Raw genomic sequence first — 17,252 nt, 5'->3', positions numbered from 1 at the left:
TAACAGATATTAGAATTTCCTACATAACACCAAGCTTCTTGAAAGTCATCTCAAGCTGTCTCCTCATATCCACCTTATCAATCATGTTCTTTAAGGATATTACTTCTCCACCTATCCCTTCTAGTTGGCTAGTTATGTCCTTTGTTCCAATATAAATATCTGCACCTTCACCCTTAGCCGATCCCAAATCTGTATGGGTTACCTCGGCATCTACTCCCATATCTTTGATAATAGACTTTATGCTCATTTCCATTATGAAACTGCTACCTAGCCCACTTCCACATACAACTAGTATCTTCATATACAACACCTCCCCTCTACTTAGAATACTTTTCAAGAATATCTAGTATTTCTTCCTTCTGATCTGCTTTGAGTATCTTTTTAATATCACCACCATTATTTAAAAGCCCCATAAGTTGAGATAGTGCTTTTAAGTGGGTTTCATTGTCTATGGCTGCTAGGGTTATTAAAAGCTTAACTGGATCATTATCTTCATTTCCAAATTCCACAGGTCTCTTCAGCGTTATTAGGCTCATGGAAAGTTTCTTTACCCCTTCTTCTGGCCTTGCATGGGGTAGTGCTATTCCTGGGGCGATTACTATATAGGGTCCGATTTCCTTTACTTTATTGATAATTCCGTTAATATAGTTCTTCGTTATATATTCCTTATCCAAGAGTATCTTAGCACCCTTATATACAGCATCCTCCCAATCCATTGCATCAACATTTAATTGAATACTGTCAGGGGTCAATAAATTATTTAGCATAGGTTTTCCTCCTTTGAAGTCATTGTCTCTTTGATTATTTTTTAGAATGAAGGCTATTTCATTCTGTAACTGCTCATAATTCCTTATATCACAATGATTTGATACTGAATTCATTATTTTGAGCACTATATTTTCATTTAAACTACTATTTCCTATTCTAGAGATATTAAGAGTATTTTGTATTAATCTACAATCATCTGGATCTAATAAAGGGTTTACAACTAAAGTGGAAAAAAACTTGCTTTCAATATTTATAGTTGATATTATGAAATCTATTTTCTTATCTTTGTATTTATCACATTCAAAAGAAGAGATTGTATCTACTATATTTATTTGTGGAAATTTGACCTTAAGCTGAGCTTCTAATAGCTTTGATGTACCGACTCCACTTCCGCAAACCACTAAAATACTAACTTTGCTTACAATAGTATCTCTTTCCTTATGCAGAGCTGAAGCAAAATGCATAGCAATATAGGCTGTCTCCCCTTCATGTGTTTTTAAATCATATCTCTCTTCAATCACTTTAATAATATTTTCTGTTATATCGTAGATCTTTTTAAATCTGGCTTTAATATCATTCAATAGGGGATTTTGTATCCTAATATTAAATTTCAATCTATATATGGCCGGTCTCAAATGTAAAATTAGATTTTTAACTAAGCTTTCCTTATCAGAAAATATAATTCCGTACTCTCTCTCAAAATTGCTTACTAAAAAACTAACTATTTCCAAGACTGACTCACTCTCGAATTGACTATTTAAATCTTTTTGCACTCTAGATCCTACAAGATGCATAGTTATATACGCAATCTCATCTTCTGGTATTTCTATTCTGATTTTCTTTTCTAACTTTCTAGCTAGTTTTTCTGAGACCTTATATTCTGAAAATCTCTTAATCTTCTCTAGGTTACTTGTTGATATATTTATTTCCATATTAGATGTTAGTCGTTTTATAGCAATCGCTAAATGAGTTACTAAATTCAAGTATGAGTTATAAGTAAACTCTTTTTTCAATAGCCTCTCAGCATATCTTACACATTCTTCAACATGATTTATATCTATATCCTCAAATAAGCTTTTCAACTCCCTGGAAATACCATTGTCTACCCCGTGTCTTCCGTTTATTGCCTTAATAATGTCAATTGCCATATCCTTATCAAGGATTTCTGTCATTAATTCCTTCACAGAACTTCTTTTTCTATTTTCATTTCCCTCAAGAAAATATCCAATCCTTGGCTTACCAATCAGTTTAACTTCACGTTCCTCAAACCACTTCTTTAATGCTTTCATTTCCTTGAGCACCGTATTTTTGCTTACAAATAACTCTTTCTGCAAAGCCTTTACTGTTATAGGTTTTTGAGAGTCTAGTAGTTTTAAAGCAATAATTTTCTTTCGTTCATCACTGGAGTTTACATATGAATATACTTCAATATCCTCTAATTTATCTCTAACGAGGGCTTTATCTTCATTAGAGATGGTAAGTCCCTTCCCTTGCTTTCTTATTAACTTATTAATTCCATTAAACGCTAACCAATCATCAATCTTTTTTAAGTCATACCTAATGGTTCTCTCAGAAATATTTACTTCTTCAGATATTTTCTTTACGGTAATGGGTTTATTCTCATCAATTATCTTCACTAAGATAGCACTGGATCTTTTATCTAGAATCATACAATCCCATCCTTATATTAATAAATATGTTTGTATAGCTTTTCATAAAAGTCCAACATATGTATATTCTTAAACTGCAAAAATGGATTAATCTTAAAATAACCTGTAATAGTTGTACAAGCTACAACTTATATATATTCCACTGGTGATAAATAATTCTTCAATTTGAGGTCTTTTCACAAAATAAAAAACCGAAGGCTTTTATTTTGCCTTCGGTTTTTTTATAAGTTAGTATTCTATTTTCATTGCTTTTACGTTCTTTTTCATTTATTTCTCCTAAGAAGCAGCCCCCTTACTTATTGTACTTTGGCTTGTAATATCTTGTATAATCTATGAAGCATTACAACGGCCTGAGCACGGTTTGCCTTTTCATTTGGAGCAAATCTTCCATTTTCCATACCCGTAATTATCCCTTCTTTTGCTGCCAGAGCTGCTGAACTCTTTGCCCACGTAGCTATATCTTCCTTATCTTCAAAGGAGTCTAGCTCAGTATTTTCTTCTACGTTAACAGATTCGTTTTCAAGAACCTTAGCTATTACCTTAGCCATCTCTTGTCTCGTTATATTTCCGTTGGGATCAAACTTTGTTTCTTCTCTTCCATTTATTAACCCATTCTTATATGCAGCCGCTACATATTTATAATACCAGCTATTCTTATCTACGTCTTCAAATGGAATTGAGATATTATCATTTATTTCATATTCTAGCATTCTAATAATCAATGTGGCAAATTCCGCCCTAGTTATTTCTGAGTCTGGGTCGAATTCTGTATCACTTCTTCCATTTACAACTCCTTTTGCGATCATAACATTCACTGCTTCCTTTGCCCAACTATGATTATCTAAATCAAAAAATTTCTTTTTTGGTTTTTCCGGTACACTAAAAGTATATTTCCCTAACTCGCTGCTTATAAATTTGATAGATTCAGTCAAAGTATCATACTTTCCAGCTATAATTTCCTTTGTTTCATCATCCTTTAATAAGAAAACGTCTATATTCCCATAGTCTTGTCCATTTACACTATAGGGAATTCTTACTTCTATAGGCTTATGCAAATTATATACCTGGTCTCCATCAATCATTATCTCTATATCTACTATATTATTTTGATTCTCATTTGTTATATCTTTCTCTTCCCTTAGCTTTATCTGTATATCTTGTTTCCTATCACTAATATTAAAGGTATCAGACTCTATATTAAAAGAAGCTATTTCTGTATTTATTTCTAATCTTTCTATTCCCTCTTCCCAAATACTCTCTAAAATCTCTTTAGGGAAATTTATTTCTATTTCGTCTTCGTCTCCAAGAGATTCTTTTATCTCCAATTTCTTTTCTCCATCAAGATCACTAACTACTTCAGCTACAGAATCTATTATTTCCTCAATCTCATCGTCTAACTTCTTAATATCTTTCATCTCAGATGTAACATTCAATAGTATAGTTATAATTTTTGAAGCATCTTCCCTAACTTCATTTTTCATTCTTTCTTCTTTTATAAACTCCAAAGGTTCAGTAAGAAATTCTGAAAGGGATTCTAAAATTTCTATTGTTCTTTCTAGATATTTTCTAGATTCGATTTTTTCCACAGCTGCTTCAACAATCCTCAAGGTTTCATCTGTATAGTCTACTAAAACCTCAGCATCTTTTCTCGTATTAACCTCTAAAAAATTCTCCTCAATAAGCTCTATTATATCGCTTATTACTTCAATAATATCCTTCTCAGTAAATTTTGAACTTTTCAAGAATGCTCTTGCTCTCTCTAATGTCTCTTCAAGCTCATCCTCAGGTGTAATATTGGGATTAAGAGCTCCAATGTCTGCACCTAAATCAGTTGTATAAAGCCATTTAATATAATCCCCATCTTCAACTTCAATACTGTCTGCTCCAATTTCGGGAAATTCATCGTTAATTGAGAACATCCAACCACTCTTTGCACCTAAATCATATTCTGCTAGTCCATCTATACTTTTCACATATCCGCTTTTAATCTTATAATTGATGTCTTCCTCTTCCAAAACCCTTTTCAATACATCTATCAAAGTATCATCTTCTTCAATTCCAACCTCTGTTTTCGAAAGGATCACATCTTCATGCCCCTTTATATAAACATATACAGTCTCATCTAGGAGTATTTCCTCTGTTGAAATAGAAAACTTTTTTTGTCTCCCATTTATATTTACTTTTGCATCGTACTCTTCATCCTCTTCTAGTTTAAAATAGAACTCAGCGCTTCCATCCTTATATGTAACATCCTGATCAATGTAGTATTTCCGGTCATCATCGTAAACCATTATAGATATAGGTTCACGTTCATAGTTTGAATCAATTTTTACTTTTACCTCTGCATCCTCATCAACTTCAACCTCTACATTTATCCCTGCAAATGATTGAGTCGTAAGACTAAGTATTAGTAGCAATACTAAAATTAATTTTTTCACCAATAATCACTCCTGCTATTTTACATCTAAATATATTGGATCCGCCAGTATGTTCATATCATCTAAATTATCCCACAAAAACACCCTAACTTCATGGTCGCCCTTTCTAGGAATAAGGAATCCTGCTGCTACTGTTTCTTCATTATCTTCTTGAATTGTTCTTGTAATATGCGTATAATTTATCATTTCATCATCATCTATATCATAAAGAGCTATAATCAAAGTAACTTCTTGATCTTCATCAGTATCATTTTCTATCTCAACTTCAATCTTCGCCTCTTCTCCATTTCTAAACTTTCCATCTTGGTATATATCCAAGCTCAATTCTCCATTTTGCTCTTCCTCTTCATCAGAATCGTCTTCATAAATCTCTACGTTCTGATACATGGACTCACCTCTATACAGGTCTGCAAGAGCTATAAATGCTTGCTCAGTAGCAGAGTTTGTTTCACTCCCCCATTTAGTCTTATATTCAAAATGATCATCTTCTTTAAAGTCTAAAAGCGCATCCAACAAACTATTTCCATTTTCATGCCACTCTTCAGATAAAGGATCTATATCATTGGCAATAAGAGCTTGTATAACACAGGATACTGAATAGGGGTTATCAGAGCCCATAAAGGGAAATCCTCCTGAGTCTAACTGATTTGATTTAATAAATTCGAGGGCTTCATCTATAGCATCCTCTACTCCATCTATATCTTTATGATTTGCAAGAGCAGTTATTACCATTGCCGCTGTATCCACATCGGGATTGGAAGTAAATCCACCATCTTTATTTTGTTCATCTAATAGAGCTGTGATAGCATCTTCTTCATCATACTTCGCCTCTGCCATGTCTAATGCTATTATACTCCAAGCTAAAGTAGCTGGATGATCATCACCAGCATTTACAATGAACTTTCCACTTTTCTCTTGAGAATCTACAAGCAGTTCTACGTGATCTTCGCTATCGTAGTCTTCTGGATTTTCTCCAGAAGCAATAATGCCGATTATATTTCCAGCATAATCTGATGCAGCCTCTTCATCACTTAATTCAAAGTTTTTAGCTATACTTTTGATTTCCTTGTCCAGGTTTTCACTAGAATAATTTAATCCAATTGCTTCCCTAAAGCTATACTCTTCATCGTCTTCATAGTAATCTAATAGATCTTCTAAAGCATCCTCTATCAATTCTTCATCATCTTTGCTGCTAGCTGCAAAAGAAGTGTTTATTGTAAAAAACATACTGATTATTAAAATAAAAAATAATGATTTCCTTAACTTATTATTCATTTTTCCTATCCTTTCTTCTATACTCTCTAAGTCCATTACATATTAAAATGAGGTGTCCCACAATGATGAATTTCAAAATCTTGAACTCCACTCATTCTGAAACACCCCGGGACTGAGCTCATGAGATACTTTTATGAGACAGCCCCATATATTATTCAGCGATAGTAAAAGGCATTCTCAACGACGCTTTTAATGTTTTTCCATCAATGGATTGAATTTGATTCTTTATATACAATGTATATGTTTCTCCAGCATCATATCCACCTTCTGGAGCCTTTACTAATACAGTTTTATTATTAGAATCTACTTCAACTTCTCCGGTAACAATATTTCTTTCAGAATCTACTACTATTATGCTATCCTGAAGAGAATCCTTCTCAATTTCCATATTGAAAACTATATTCCATGTCTTATTTGATGCTACATCAGTATTTTCTGATTCCCATAGATCATAATCACTGTCATCTTCATTAAACTTGTCTTCTACAATGATTACAAATACGTCTCTTACTAATTCCGGATAATCTCCATTTTTAAATACCTCTACAGAATATTCACCGGTTTCTAGATCTACTACTACCTTACCATCAACATCGGTTGTATATTCTCCAACATTTTCTATATATACAGTAGCTCCCTCTACAGGCTCATGGCTTGTTCCCCCCGTAGACCAATCAGTTACTATTTTATTTACTACTATTAACGTATCATTTCCTTCATTTCCTACTTCTACCTTAGGTACAAATGTAAGTTGCTCCCAGTTAGGCCCAGATGCAGTTATGTAAAATATAAGCTCATCTACATTATCTAATTGTAGGTTGTCAATAGCTGTCATTGGGATTTCAGTTTCACCGTTAGATACTACATAGTATCCCCAAGATGAAGAGTATTCGCTTGTACTTTCTCCACTCTCTCCTAATATTCCAGTTATGTAATATCCATAATCACCATTTGAACCTTCTATACTTGCTTCTCCTACTGCTTCCTTTAGTAAATCCAGTCCTGTCTCTTCATCAGTTAATGTAATAAAACTATCATGCAGATTCGTAGTCTTTCCTTCTACTCTTACACGAATTTCCTTACCGCTATTATCTGCATAAGCCTCTAAGTCACTATTAACTAATGGAGCAAAACTAAATATCATGGAAAATACAATTAATAAACCCAGCATTCTTTTTTTCATAGTAATCCTCCTCATGAGTAAGTAATTTATTTACTTAATTTTGATATAGATACTGCACATTGAGCTCTTGTTGCATTACTATTTGGGTCAAAATTATCATAGAGCATATTATATTTCTCAGCTATCTCTACATAACCCTCATACCATTTTTCACCTTGTATCTCTTTAGCCTCATTTTCTAAACCCTTAGCCCTTACAAGCATAGTAGCAACCTGTGCTCCTGTTATCTTATCCTCCGGAGCAAACTTTCCATTATCAATTCCTTTTATATATTCATTCTTTACTGCTAAGGCAACAATTTTATTTGCCCAATGACCTTCTAAATCATTGAACTCATTTGTAGTTATTGATATTTCATCCTGCATGCCTAGTCCGTAGATTAAAAACTTAGCAAATTCTGATCTTTTAACCTCATTATTCGGTTTAAAGCTTCCATCTGGATAACCTGATACTACATTCTTGTTAACAAGAGTTACTATTTCATCATATCCATAATCACTTTCACTTAAATCCTTAAATTTTACAGATTTATTCGCATTATGTAATTTATCAAATATAGATACCTTATTCATATAGTCAACTCTAGCTAAAAGACTATGCCAAGTTGCTATATAGCTTCCTTTAGTCATTGATTTTATATGCTTAAAGGATCCGTCATCGAGCTTATATGTCATCAGCTTATCATATAATTCTTTGTCTACTTTTTCCCCTACGCTTATCCTTGACATGATGTTCCATGCAAGGCTTTCACAGTTTTCCCTTTTACTTATATTTTTATCTATAAACCTAAGAGCATTCTTCACTTCCTCTGATTCCTTGTTAAGACCTAATGCTTTATAGGCCACGATTCCCATAGCAGTCATATCTAAATCAGAATCTGAATCCCCAGTATATACTGGAAATCCCCCGTCTTCATTCTGATTTTCCTTTAACCACTGGAGTGCCTTTTCCTTATCAAATTCTTCTACACCTGCTGAATAAAGTGATATAATCCCCCATACATGAGCATTTATCAAGTCTTCACCCGTAGCATCTATAAAATCGGCAAACTTCCCATTGCTTAGTTGGCTATTCTTGATTATCTCGATTTCCTTAGGTATATCTTTACCTTGAGCTAAGGCTCCCATGATATAAGCCTCATAGTCTGTAGTAACCTTTGAATCAATTCTCTCTAATGATATTCCTTTGACATCTTCACCCTTTGAATACAAGGCTAAAATTCCCCACTCGTCTAAATCCTGGTTTTTCAAATACTCTGCTGTATCTTTTAGTTCTAGTCCAAATGATATACTTGAAAATAATAGAACAAAGATAAGAACAAAACTAATAAACCTTTTCATATAATCCCTCCTATTTTTTTGTTGGAATGCTTATTACATCATCATCCGCTACAATCACAGAAAATTTTCCCTTAATCTTTTCCGGTTCTTCATAAAGTAGTCTAGTTGCCCTTTTTATAGAGGCTTCATCATTACCAGTAATTAGCCAAAGGGTTCCATTTAATCCATACTCCTTAGTTATAGAAGTTATTACCGCTCCCTTTTCATATACATTGGAAATCTCGCCTTTTGCATCTAAGGCTGTTATATTTTCACCGAGCTTAAAAAACAGACCAGCTTTTTTCCCATTTTCATAGACGTCTTTTATGTAGTCAAACTGCGATATTTCATTCCACGTTCCAATTACAATTGAATTTATTTCTCCATTTTCTAGTTCTTCTTCCTTTAACCCCTTTGTCTCGATACTTTCAAGACCTTCTGCCTTCAAAAATTCAAATAACCCATTACCTTCTTTTTCATAATCCTGACTTATAAGAATTTCTGTTTTTAGGTTTCCTTCTCCATGTCCATTTATAAAATTCAAAGGATAGGCTCCAATTATGCTAGAAAGATAAATGCTTTTGCTCCAGTCATGATAATCCCATATTACAAGATCATTTGGCCCCAGGTAGTATTCATTTGCTCCAACCTCAGCTACTATCCCATTTACATAATAGAACCAATCAACTTTCTTCTTATCTTTAACTCCAGTAAAACCTGATTTCAAACCATCAATTCCGTTTATAAATCCTCCTCCATAGGCAGTTTCTATATCAAAATTACCTTCCATAACTTCCATTACACTAGACTCTTCTAAAACACTTATCTCTTTACTCGTTAGTTCTTCATCCCCAAAATTCTTTGAGATAATTACATTTACCTTAGCATTTTCTAAAACAGTTTCTTCACTGCAACCCACTAATGTGAATATGCAAATAATCAGTAATGGAAATAATAGTTTTTTCATATTATTTCACCTCCAAAATTTAATGAAGTAAGAACTCAAGAACGTAGAACCCCTTCGCTTTAGTCGCATTTCCCTTCGAGAAATAACCTCAATAGAAAAACCTTCTCCTATTAGGAAAAGGTTAAAAATATACATAAATTCAGATATAAAAGAAAACTATACCGCAATTACATATATATTTAATCCCTCTAGTCGGAGGTTAATTAAATCATGCTATGATAGGTCTTCTGGCTCCCAGATCATCTTTAAGTCAAGCCTTCCCATCCTCTCACAGAACCTTATTAACTCAAACATCTTCTCGCTAACAAAATTCTTGGACAGTGGCATAATTTGACTCTCATCCCTGGTTACAGCTACGACTACAGCAAGGGCATTTCACCCTTTTCCCAAACCATAACACTATTTTAAATTTTTATTGTAATAAACTTGATTACGTAGTTCTTATATATTCATTATAAAATATCCCACTTTTATTTCAAGTGTTTTCTACAATTAAACTCGAATTATTCAATTATTTTCTCAGGTGGTATTTCACTGTAACTTATCCTATCCTTGAATCTTACAAGTATATTTATAAAGTCCTTACCTAAAAAGTATGTAAATACAAAATTTCCAATGGCATGCATTAAATCAAAATAGAAGGATCTAATATATATAGCTATAAAACTTTTGAAACTTAATGGATATACAAAAAACAGCCAATGCCATAGATTCATGATGTATCCAAATAGAAATCCCCATACAAAAGCAAATATACTTAATTTTAATCTATGAGGCTTTTTCATTATCTTCTTTAGCATTCCACCACTAAACCCAGCAAGCCCCCAGGCCACCATTTGCCATGGACTCCACGGACCATGACCTAAAAAGCTGTTTGAAACAAGAGTTGCTATAGCCCCTACCATAAATCCAAATCCCGGTCCAAACACATATCCAGAAATTATTACTAAAAAGGTAGTCGGCTGTACATTAGCTAGCGCAGCAAAGGGGACCCTAGACACACCTGCTAGTCCTGCTAAGGTTGCAATAAGGGATATTTCCTTTACAGAAGTCTTCTTTTTCTCATAGGATATAAAAACAAAGCAAAAAGAAGCTAAAATTATTATGGATGAAACTATGCCATAGTTCATATTTAGTATCACCTTCTTTAAATCCAGATTAACTTGCAGCCTGTTCTTTCTTAAACAAGTTCAAGGCATCATCTAAAGTTAGAATTCCATCAACATTTCCAGAAAAAAGTTTATTGATCTGAGTTGAATAGTATATACCTGTTGTTAAAACATCATACTTACAACCTATCTGGGCTATACTCCCATCAAAAATAAGGCCAACTTTATCTGCATACTTTCCTAAGAATTCTACATCATGGGTTACTATTATAATAGTTTTCCCTCTCCCTTTGAGCTGAAGAGCTATCTCTCCCAATCTATCCTTTAAGTCCTTGTCCAATCCTCTAGTTGGTTCATCTAAAAGCAATATATCCGGTTCCATTACTAGTATAGAAGCAAGGGCAACTCTTTGCCTTTCACCACCGCTTAAATCCCTTGGATTTCTATCTATATACTTATAGATATTTAAATCCTTCAAAACCCTTTCTATTCTACCATCATCTTTAATGTTTTTATTATCTAATGTATATTTAAGTTCTTCATAGACTGTATCATTGAATAAATAATCGTTGGGATTTTGAGAAAGAAATCCGACTTCGCCTCCTACAATCAACTTCCCTTTTGTAGGCTTTAATATCCCAGATATATTTTTCAGCAAGGTGGACTTACCTCCACCATTCTCACCCATTATCCCTAATATCTCTCCCTTATCAATTTTCAAATCTAAATTTTTAAGGGCCTCTTTTCCATTTTCATATGTATAACTTACTTTTTTGATATTTATTATTTCTTTTTCATTTAAAATATCTCTTTTATTTTTTTCTAATTCTTGATTACTTCCGTAATAACCTAATTCCTTGAGCTTTTTTCTCCCATCTTTTACCGTAAGTGGTATAGTGTCGTGTTCTAGTTTTACAAATAGGTCTGACATTGAGGGTAAAAATTTCATATCCCTCGAATTACACCAAAAGGCAAACTCCTCAGGATTTCCATCAAAAACTAGTCTCGCCTTATCCATAAATAATACTCTATCGGCCAAATGAAAGCATCTATCTATCCTTTGCTCAATTAAAATGATAGTATATCCCAATTCTTCATTTAACCTTTTCAATATATTCAATATTTCTTCTGCTGCTACGGGATCAAGTTGTGATGTAGGTTCATCTAATACTAAGAACCTATATCCCATTGCAATTGTAGCACCTACAGCAGTTTTTTGTTTCTGCCCCCCTGAAAGTTCAAAGGTTTTTTTGTCCCTTATCTCCCACATATTTAGAAAGCTTAAGGTCTCCATAATCCTTTTTCTCATCAGGTCAGGTTTAATACCTAAATTTTCAAGGCCAAAGGCAAGCTCCCTCTCGACCTTATCCATAACCAATTGCTTTTCAGGGTCTTGAAATACCATTCCAACTTCCTTTGTTCCATTTATAATTCCACCAATTTTACCACCATGGAATTCCGGTACTATTTTATTGAACACTCGCCCTAATGTTGATTTACCCGATCCGGATTTCCCTAGAAGTAGTATGAACTCTCCTTCATTTATAGTGAGGTCTATGTTATTGAGGGCTGGCTCTTCTGCATTAGGATAGTAATATGTTAGATTTTGTATTTTAAAAATTTCCATCTCTTACACCCCCAAATTAATACAAGGTTAATCAACATAGGTATACTCATAATAACTAAAAAGATAATATCTTTATACTCATAGCCTTCTAATCTTGGATAATATGAATAGCTTCCCTTATTTGTAGCCCATCCATATATTAATAATCCTAAAAAAATGAAACTTAATCCTGTTAGTATGTAATCTACCGGCTTAAACTCAAGCTTCGAGTAGAGAGTTCTTTTCCCTTTACCGTATCCCCTTGAATGTAATGCCTCAGCTCTATTTATAGACCCTTCTAATGATGATATCAGAACTACCTTTAAGATAGGATAATATGCCTTTATCCTCTTTAAGATATTCTTTTCATTTAAATTTGCTCCCCTTAAAACCATTACATCCCTTACCCTCGTTATTTCTAATCTTAATCTATGTATTATATTTGTAGTCATAGACAAGGTTAAGGTAAGCTTATGGGCATACTTCGAAAAAAATCCAAAGGAATCATCTACATCGATTAGAATACTATATAAAAGAAAAACTAAGGTCATTGACATAAGCTTTAATCCCATAAACACTCCAAACACGATAGCTTCTAAAGTAATCTTAAACCGTCCTATTATAGGTAGCCTTAAGCCTTTATATATAACTGTCATACCATTATTTGATACTATTGGATTTATTATTATAATTAGTAATATCATAAAAAGGCTGTATTTTAAAGCGTTTTTCAACTTTTTATTTTCTCCTAATAAAATAAAACTACTGATCAAAAACATTAACATAAAAGCTATATAAATTGGATGATTATAAAAAATAACTGCAAAAAAAATAATTCCCGTTAATATTATAACTGAAAAGGGATGTAGCTTTAACATTTTAACACCTACCCAATAGTTCGCAAAATATTAATTTGCTATAATTCATACTAATTATAGCATTGTATGGGCTTTTTTCAAAATAAATTAACCTATAAATAATTTAAACCCGAAGACTTGTTGACTTTCGGGTTTAAACTAAGATATATCTACTTTGCTCCTTCTTTCATTATTCTAAGCCGTTATACACTATCTCTCCATTTATAATGGTCATGACAACTTGGAAATCATTGTTAACAATAGTCATATTAGCTACTTTATTTTCCTTTATACTTCCTAACTTATTATCTATACCTAGTATTTTGGCGGGAACTAAAGATGCCATGTGAACGGCATCCATGGAACCTATTCCAACTTTTTCAATCATATTTTTAACACCATCAATAAGCTTAAGTGTACTTCCTGCAAGAGAACCACTCTTCAAACGTGAAACTGAATCCTTTACAATAACTTCTAATTCTCCTAATTTGTATTCTCCATCCTTAAGTCCACCTGCTCTCATGCAGTCACTGATTAGGCAAACCTTATCTACCCCTTTACACTTAACTAATATCTTCATTACCTCAGGATGAACATGTATCGTGTCAGCTATTAGCTCAGCATATATCTCATCTACGGCTAAAACTGTTCCTACAACACCTGGCTCCCTATGATGTAGCCCTCTCATGCCATTAAAAACATGTACGGCAATATTTGCTCCATTTTCTATGGCTTCTTTAGTTTCGTCAAAGGTTGCATTTGTATGTCCAATTGAAACCTTAATCCCCTTTGAAGTTAATGATTTGATTAAGTCTATAGAGCCATCCTTTTCCGGAGCAATCGTAATTACCCTTATGCTACCCTTCGAATCCTCTAATAACTTATCAACATCACTATCATCTAAACTTCTAATAAACTCCGCAGGATGGGCTCCTTTGTTCTTCTCCGTTATAAATGGCCCCTCAACATATGAGCCAATTATTGAAGCACCTTCCACCCCTTTTTTCATGGTCTTTTCAACATTTACAACAGCCTCTCTTATTCTTTCCCAGTCAGCCGTAACTGTAGTAGGTAAAAATGAAGTTACCCCATTAGCTGAAAGATACTTTGATATTTCATTTAATGCCTCATAGCTAGAGTCCATAGTATCAAAACCATTGGCACCATGAATATGTAAATCTATTAATCCAGGTATTATTTTATATCCAGTGCAGTCAATTATATCTAATTCTTGTTCTTCTTCACAAGGAACTATACTTTCAATTATCTCATTATTCACTACTAAACTACCATTTTTCACAATACCATCTTCACAATAAATTTCAGAAGCTTTAATTAAGTATTTCATTTAACTCTCTCCTTTCTATTAAGTTTCTATTTTTAAAGTCATATGTTTATGTCTCTATTAATCAATAATAAAAGTAGAAAAACAATTTTTTGTCCTTCTACTTCTATATTATACATTAGAATCCCCTTGTGAATATTCTGTTTTTCTATTCTTTTCCCAAATAAAATCTCACCTTGTAAGTCTACATAAGAAATAAATGAAAAAGATAAGTAAAAGCTTTTGAACAATTTTGTAAAGAAAACTTGATGAGTGAAATTGTAAAATCTGTTAAGAATCATGATTGTCTGAGCGCAGCGAGTTATCATGATTTAAGATTTTACAATGGAACGAATCTTAGCTTTCTCAAAATTTTCATCGCTTTTACGTTCTTTTTCATTTATTTCGCCTTAGAAGCATAAACATCTGTCATACATATTATTGTACTTTTGATCTTTCATCATCTATTAATCTAACAATTATTTCTTCATCAAATTCCTCTACTCCTAATTTTAATGCATACAAAGCCGATCCCGTTATAGGCTTTAACACTGGCTTAACTATTCTTATATTTTTATGAAGACCTGAAATATATCTTTCAAGGGGATCTAAAACTAACTCTCCCGCCTTAAACACCCCACCAGAATAGGACACAAGCAACTCATCTTCCTCTGAAAAATCTAATTGCTTAATTATTGACCCTATAGTTAGACAATGCTCATAAGCAGCTTCCTCAAACACTTCTATTGCATATTTATCCCCTTCTTGAGCCGCCTTAAAAACAAACTCAGCAAGCCCTGCTATCTTACCTCTATCTACCTTATATTTATCTAAAACTATTGAAATCAAATCAAAATCTCTTTCTATATTTAACTCCCTACGCATAATCTCGTATATTGGAGTTTTTTCCAATCTTCCGTCTGACTCCTTACCAAATATCTCAATGGCTTTTTTACCTAACCAGTATGCAGAACCTTCATCACCACAAATATGACCCCATCCACTGGCCCTAGCAATCTTTCCATTTCTATTAATACCCACACCTATTGCTCCAGTACCGGCAACAATATTTATACCTGGTCTACATGCTAAGGACCCTGCCCATCCTGCTTCTACGTCGTTTCCACATCTGAATCTATCAGACATTAAAGCAGTCTTTACTTCTTTTTCCATGTTTCTTGCATCTTCTACTATCTCACCATATCCCGGTAACCCTAGAAAAGAAAAGGAGATATCATCAATATTTATCCCAGCCTTATTACAGCCTTCTTCAATTCCTTCTTTTAAAATTCTACTAAAACCATCTATTCCAACTTGCTTATAATGGCAGGTTCCCTTTACCGTGTATCCAAGTATCCTACCTTCTTCATTTATGAGCATAAAAGCAGTCTTTGTTCCTCCACCATCTACGCCTAAAAATATCATTTTACCATCCCTAATCTAAAATTAGTCAAATTTCTTATAGAACTCTTTAATCTCTATAGTCCTATTATTAACTCTTGATTCCTCAGCCGCAAAGGACATTACATGACTTTCCACTGAAATATCCGCTGAAGTCAAGGCCTTTCCACTATTGTTCTTAATTAAGGAAATAAAATCCTCCATTATACCATGGTCACCACCACCATGGCCTCCAGTAGTTACCTCTGGATTTATTATTATTCTTTCATTAGAGCCGAATCTTTGTATCTCAATCTCGTTTCTGTTATCATCGCCTCTTATTTCGCCCTCTGTTCCCATAATCTTTAGGGTTCTGTGTTGTTTATTAGTAAATGCACTTAGATTGAAGGTAGCATTTACTCCATCTTCAAATTCTATAATCGTCACTTGATGGTCAACCACGTTATTATCACATTTAAACACACATCTACCGTAGGGCCCTTCCTTAACAGCCTTTTCAACTGCTTCCTTTGTCTGTATTTCACTAATAACAGTGGTAGGCCACTGACCAATAGACTTATAATATATTTTCTTAGCAGAGTATGGACATTCCCTTTCTGCATCACATTCTACACATCTTTCGCCGGCATTTTCAAAGGCTTTATCGGCCTTAAAGAATGATAAATCTCCAAAAGAAGATATCTTTACACATCGCTTGCCTGCTAGCCACAATAGTATATCCATATCATGACAGCTCTTTGCTAGTATCAGAGGACTAGACTCATCAGAATTTCTCCAATTTCCTCTAACGAAGCTGTGGGCAAAGTGGTAGTATGCAATGTTTTCATTATGCTGTATTGATTTCACTTCTCCAATCATTTTCTCATCGATTGCTTTCTTTATTGCACTGTAAAATGGTGTGTATCTTAGAACGTGACAAATCATAAAGGCTTTGTCTGATTTGCTGGCAAGTTTTCCAAGTTCTATACACTCCTTCAAATCATTTGACATGGGTTTTTCTAAAAGAACATGATATCCCTTTTCAATGGCAAGCTTCGTAGGTTCGTAGTGCATATCATCTTGAGTCGCAATAATTACCCCATCACAAAACTTTGTCTTTTCTAATAATGGCTCCCAAGATTCAAACTGATGTTCAAGCGCTATATTATGCTTCTGAGCAAACTCTTTTCTCTTTATTTCATTTGGTTCAGCAACTGCAACAAATTCGATATTTTCTGGATACTGGATTGCAAATTCTCCATATCTATCCTTACCTCTATCTCCAGCACCAATAAGTGCAATTCTTACTTTAGACATTTTCCTATAACCTCCTACCTAACAATAAATATATGGATT

Annotated in this window: 13 protein-coding genes and 1 riboswitch; all 13 genes read right to left on the bottom strand. The window is 33.6% G+C overall.

The window, feature by feature from the left end; all coding sequences use genetic code 11:
- Positions 1–19: 19 nt before the first annotated feature.
- Entirely contained in the window at positions 20–301 is a 282-nt protein-coding gene (locus tag R9X47_RS22300) for a PTS sugar transporter subunit IIB (RefSeq protein WP_432663286.1), read from the bottom strand.
- Positions 302–317: 16 nt separating this feature from the next.
- On the bottom strand, positions 318–2,438 hold the full coding sequence (locus tag R9X47_RS22295) for a BglG family transcription antiterminator (RefSeq protein WP_432663285.1): 2,121 nt from the start codon (positions 2,436–2,438) through the stop codon (positions 318–320).
- 296 nt (positions 2,439–2,734) lie between these two features.
- Complete coding sequence (locus R9X47_RS22290) at positions 2,735–4,876, bottom strand: S-layer homology domain-containing protein (RefSeq protein ID WP_432663284.1); 2,142 nt, start codon at positions 4,874–4,876, stop codon at positions 2,735–2,737.
- 15 nt (positions 4,877–4,891) lie between these two features.
- Positions 4,892–6,151, bottom strand: coding sequence for a prenyltransferase/squalene oxidase repeat-containing protein (locus R9X47_RS22285; RefSeq protein WP_432663283.1), 1,260 nt, complete (start codon positions 6,149–6,151; stop codon positions 4,892–4,894).
- 151 nt (positions 6,152–6,302) lie between these two features.
- Entirely contained in the window at positions 6,303–7,334 is a 1,032-nt protein-coding gene (locus R9X47_RS22280; protein ID WP_432663282.1) for an Ig-like domain-containing protein, read from the bottom strand.
- A 26-nt stretch (positions 7,335–7,360) separates the two neighbouring features.
- A complete protein-coding gene (locus R9X47_RS22275; RefSeq protein WP_432663281.1) occupies positions 7,361–8,674 on the bottom strand; it encodes an S-layer homology domain-containing protein in 1,314 nt (437 codons plus the stop codon).
- A gap of 10 nt (positions 8,675–8,684) precedes the next feature.
- Positions 8,685–9,620, bottom strand: a complete 936-nt coding sequence (locus R9X47_RS22270) for a DUF4430 domain-containing protein (RefSeq protein ID WP_432663280.1) — start codon at positions 9,618–9,620, stop codon at positions 8,685–8,687.
- Between the two features lie 200 nt (positions 9,621–9,820).
- A riboswitch (cobalamin riboswitch) is annotated at positions 9,821–10,031 on the bottom strand.
- Between the two features lie 92 nt (positions 10,032–10,123).
- Positions 10,124–10,750, bottom strand: coding sequence for an ECF transporter S component (locus R9X47_RS22265; RefSeq protein WP_432663279.1), 627 nt, complete (start codon positions 10,748–10,750; stop codon positions 10,124–10,126).
- 28 nt (positions 10,751–10,778) lie between these two features.
- The gene (locus tag R9X47_RS22260) at positions 10,779–12,356 is read right to left on the bottom strand and encodes an ABC transporter ATP-binding protein (RefSeq protein ID WP_432663278.1); all 1,578 of its coding nucleotides are present in this window, start codon (positions 12,354–12,356) and stop codon (positions 10,779–10,781) included.
- Complete coding sequence (locus R9X47_RS22255; RefSeq protein ID WP_432663277.1) at positions 12,329–13,213, bottom strand: energy-coupling factor transporter transmembrane component T; 885 nt, start codon at positions 13,211–13,213, stop codon at positions 12,329–12,331. Before R9X47_RS22255 ends, R9X47_RS22260 begins: the two co-directional genes overlap by 28 nt.
- 169 nt (positions 13,214–13,382) lie before the next feature.
- The gene (gene nagA, locus R9X47_RS22250) at positions 13,383–14,540 is read right to left on the bottom strand and encodes an N-acetylglucosamine-6-phosphate deacetylase (protein WP_432663276.1); all 1,158 of its coding nucleotides are present in this window, start codon (positions 14,538–14,540) and stop codon (positions 13,383–13,385) included.
- 414 nt (positions 14,541–14,954) lie between these two features.
- Positions 14,955–15,941, bottom strand: a complete 987-nt coding sequence (locus R9X47_RS22245; protein ID WP_432663275.1) for an N-acetylglucosamine kinase — start codon at positions 15,939–15,941, stop codon at positions 14,955–14,957.
- A 21-nt stretch (positions 15,942–15,962) separates the two neighbouring features.
- Positions 15,963–17,213 (bottom strand): Gfo/Idh/MocA family protein, encoded by a 1,251-nt coding sequence (locus R9X47_RS22240; RefSeq protein WP_432663274.1) that lies wholly within the window; start codon positions 17,211–17,213, stop codon positions 15,963–15,965.
- Positions 17,214–17,252 lie beyond the last annotated feature (39 nt).

Source organism: Wukongibacter baidiensis, from assembly GCF_050888315.1.
Taxonomy (GTDB): domain Bacteria; phylum Bacillota; class Clostridia; order Peptostreptococcales; family Caminicellaceae; genus Wukongibacter; species Wukongibacter baidiensis.
The sequence above is the reverse complement of the archived record's forward strand: the minus strand, read 5'-3'. Positions and strand labels throughout refer to the sequence as shown.

Bases quoted from the DNA above. Each gene is read 5' to 3' on its own strand.
- R9X47_RS22270 (WP_432663280.1), bottom strand. From the start codon at position 9,620: ATGAAAAAACTATTATTTCCATTACTGATTATTTGCATATTCACATTA.
- R9X47_RS22260 (WP_432663278.1), bottom strand. From the start codon at position 12,356: ATGGAAATTTTTAAAATACAAAATCTAACATATTACTATCCTAATGCA.
- R9X47_RS22255 (WP_432663277.1), bottom strand. From the start codon at position 13,213: ATGTTAAAGCTACATCCCTTTTCAGTTATAATATTAACGGGAATTATT.
- R9X47_RS22285 (WP_432663283.1), bottom strand. From the start codon at position 6,151: ATGAATAATAAGTTAAGGAAATCATTATTTTTTATTTTAATAATCAGT.
- R9X47_RS22280 (WP_432663282.1), bottom strand. From the start codon at position 7,334: ATGAAAAAAAGAATGCTGGGTTTATTAATTGTATTTTCCATGATATTT.
- R9X47_RS22245 (WP_432663275.1), bottom strand. From the start codon at position 15,941: ATGATATTTTTAGGCGTAGATGGTGGAGGAACAAAGACTGCTTTTATG.
- R9X47_RS22300 (WP_432663286.1), bottom strand. From the start codon at position 301: ATGAAGATACTAGTTGTATGTGGAAGTGGGCTAGGTAGCAGTTTCATA.
- R9X47_RS22275 (WP_432663281.1), bottom strand. From the start codon at position 8,674: ATGAAAAGGTTTATTAGTTTTGTTCTTATCTTTGTTCTATTATTTTCA.
- R9X47_RS22240 (WP_432663274.1), bottom strand. From the start codon at position 17,213: ATGTCTAAAGTAAGAATTGCACTTATTGGTGCTGGAGATAGAGGTAAG.
- R9X47_RS22265 (WP_432663279.1), bottom strand. From the start codon at position 10,750: ATGAACTATGGCATAGTTTCATCCATAATAATTTTAGCTTCTTTTTGC.
- nagA (WP_432663276.1), bottom strand. From the start codon at position 14,540: ATGAAATACTTAATTAAAGCTTCTGAAATTTATTGTGAAGATGGTATT.
- R9X47_RS22295 (WP_432663285.1), bottom strand. From the start codon at position 2,438: ATGATTCTAGATAAAAGATCCAGTGCTATCTTAGTGAAGATAATTGAT.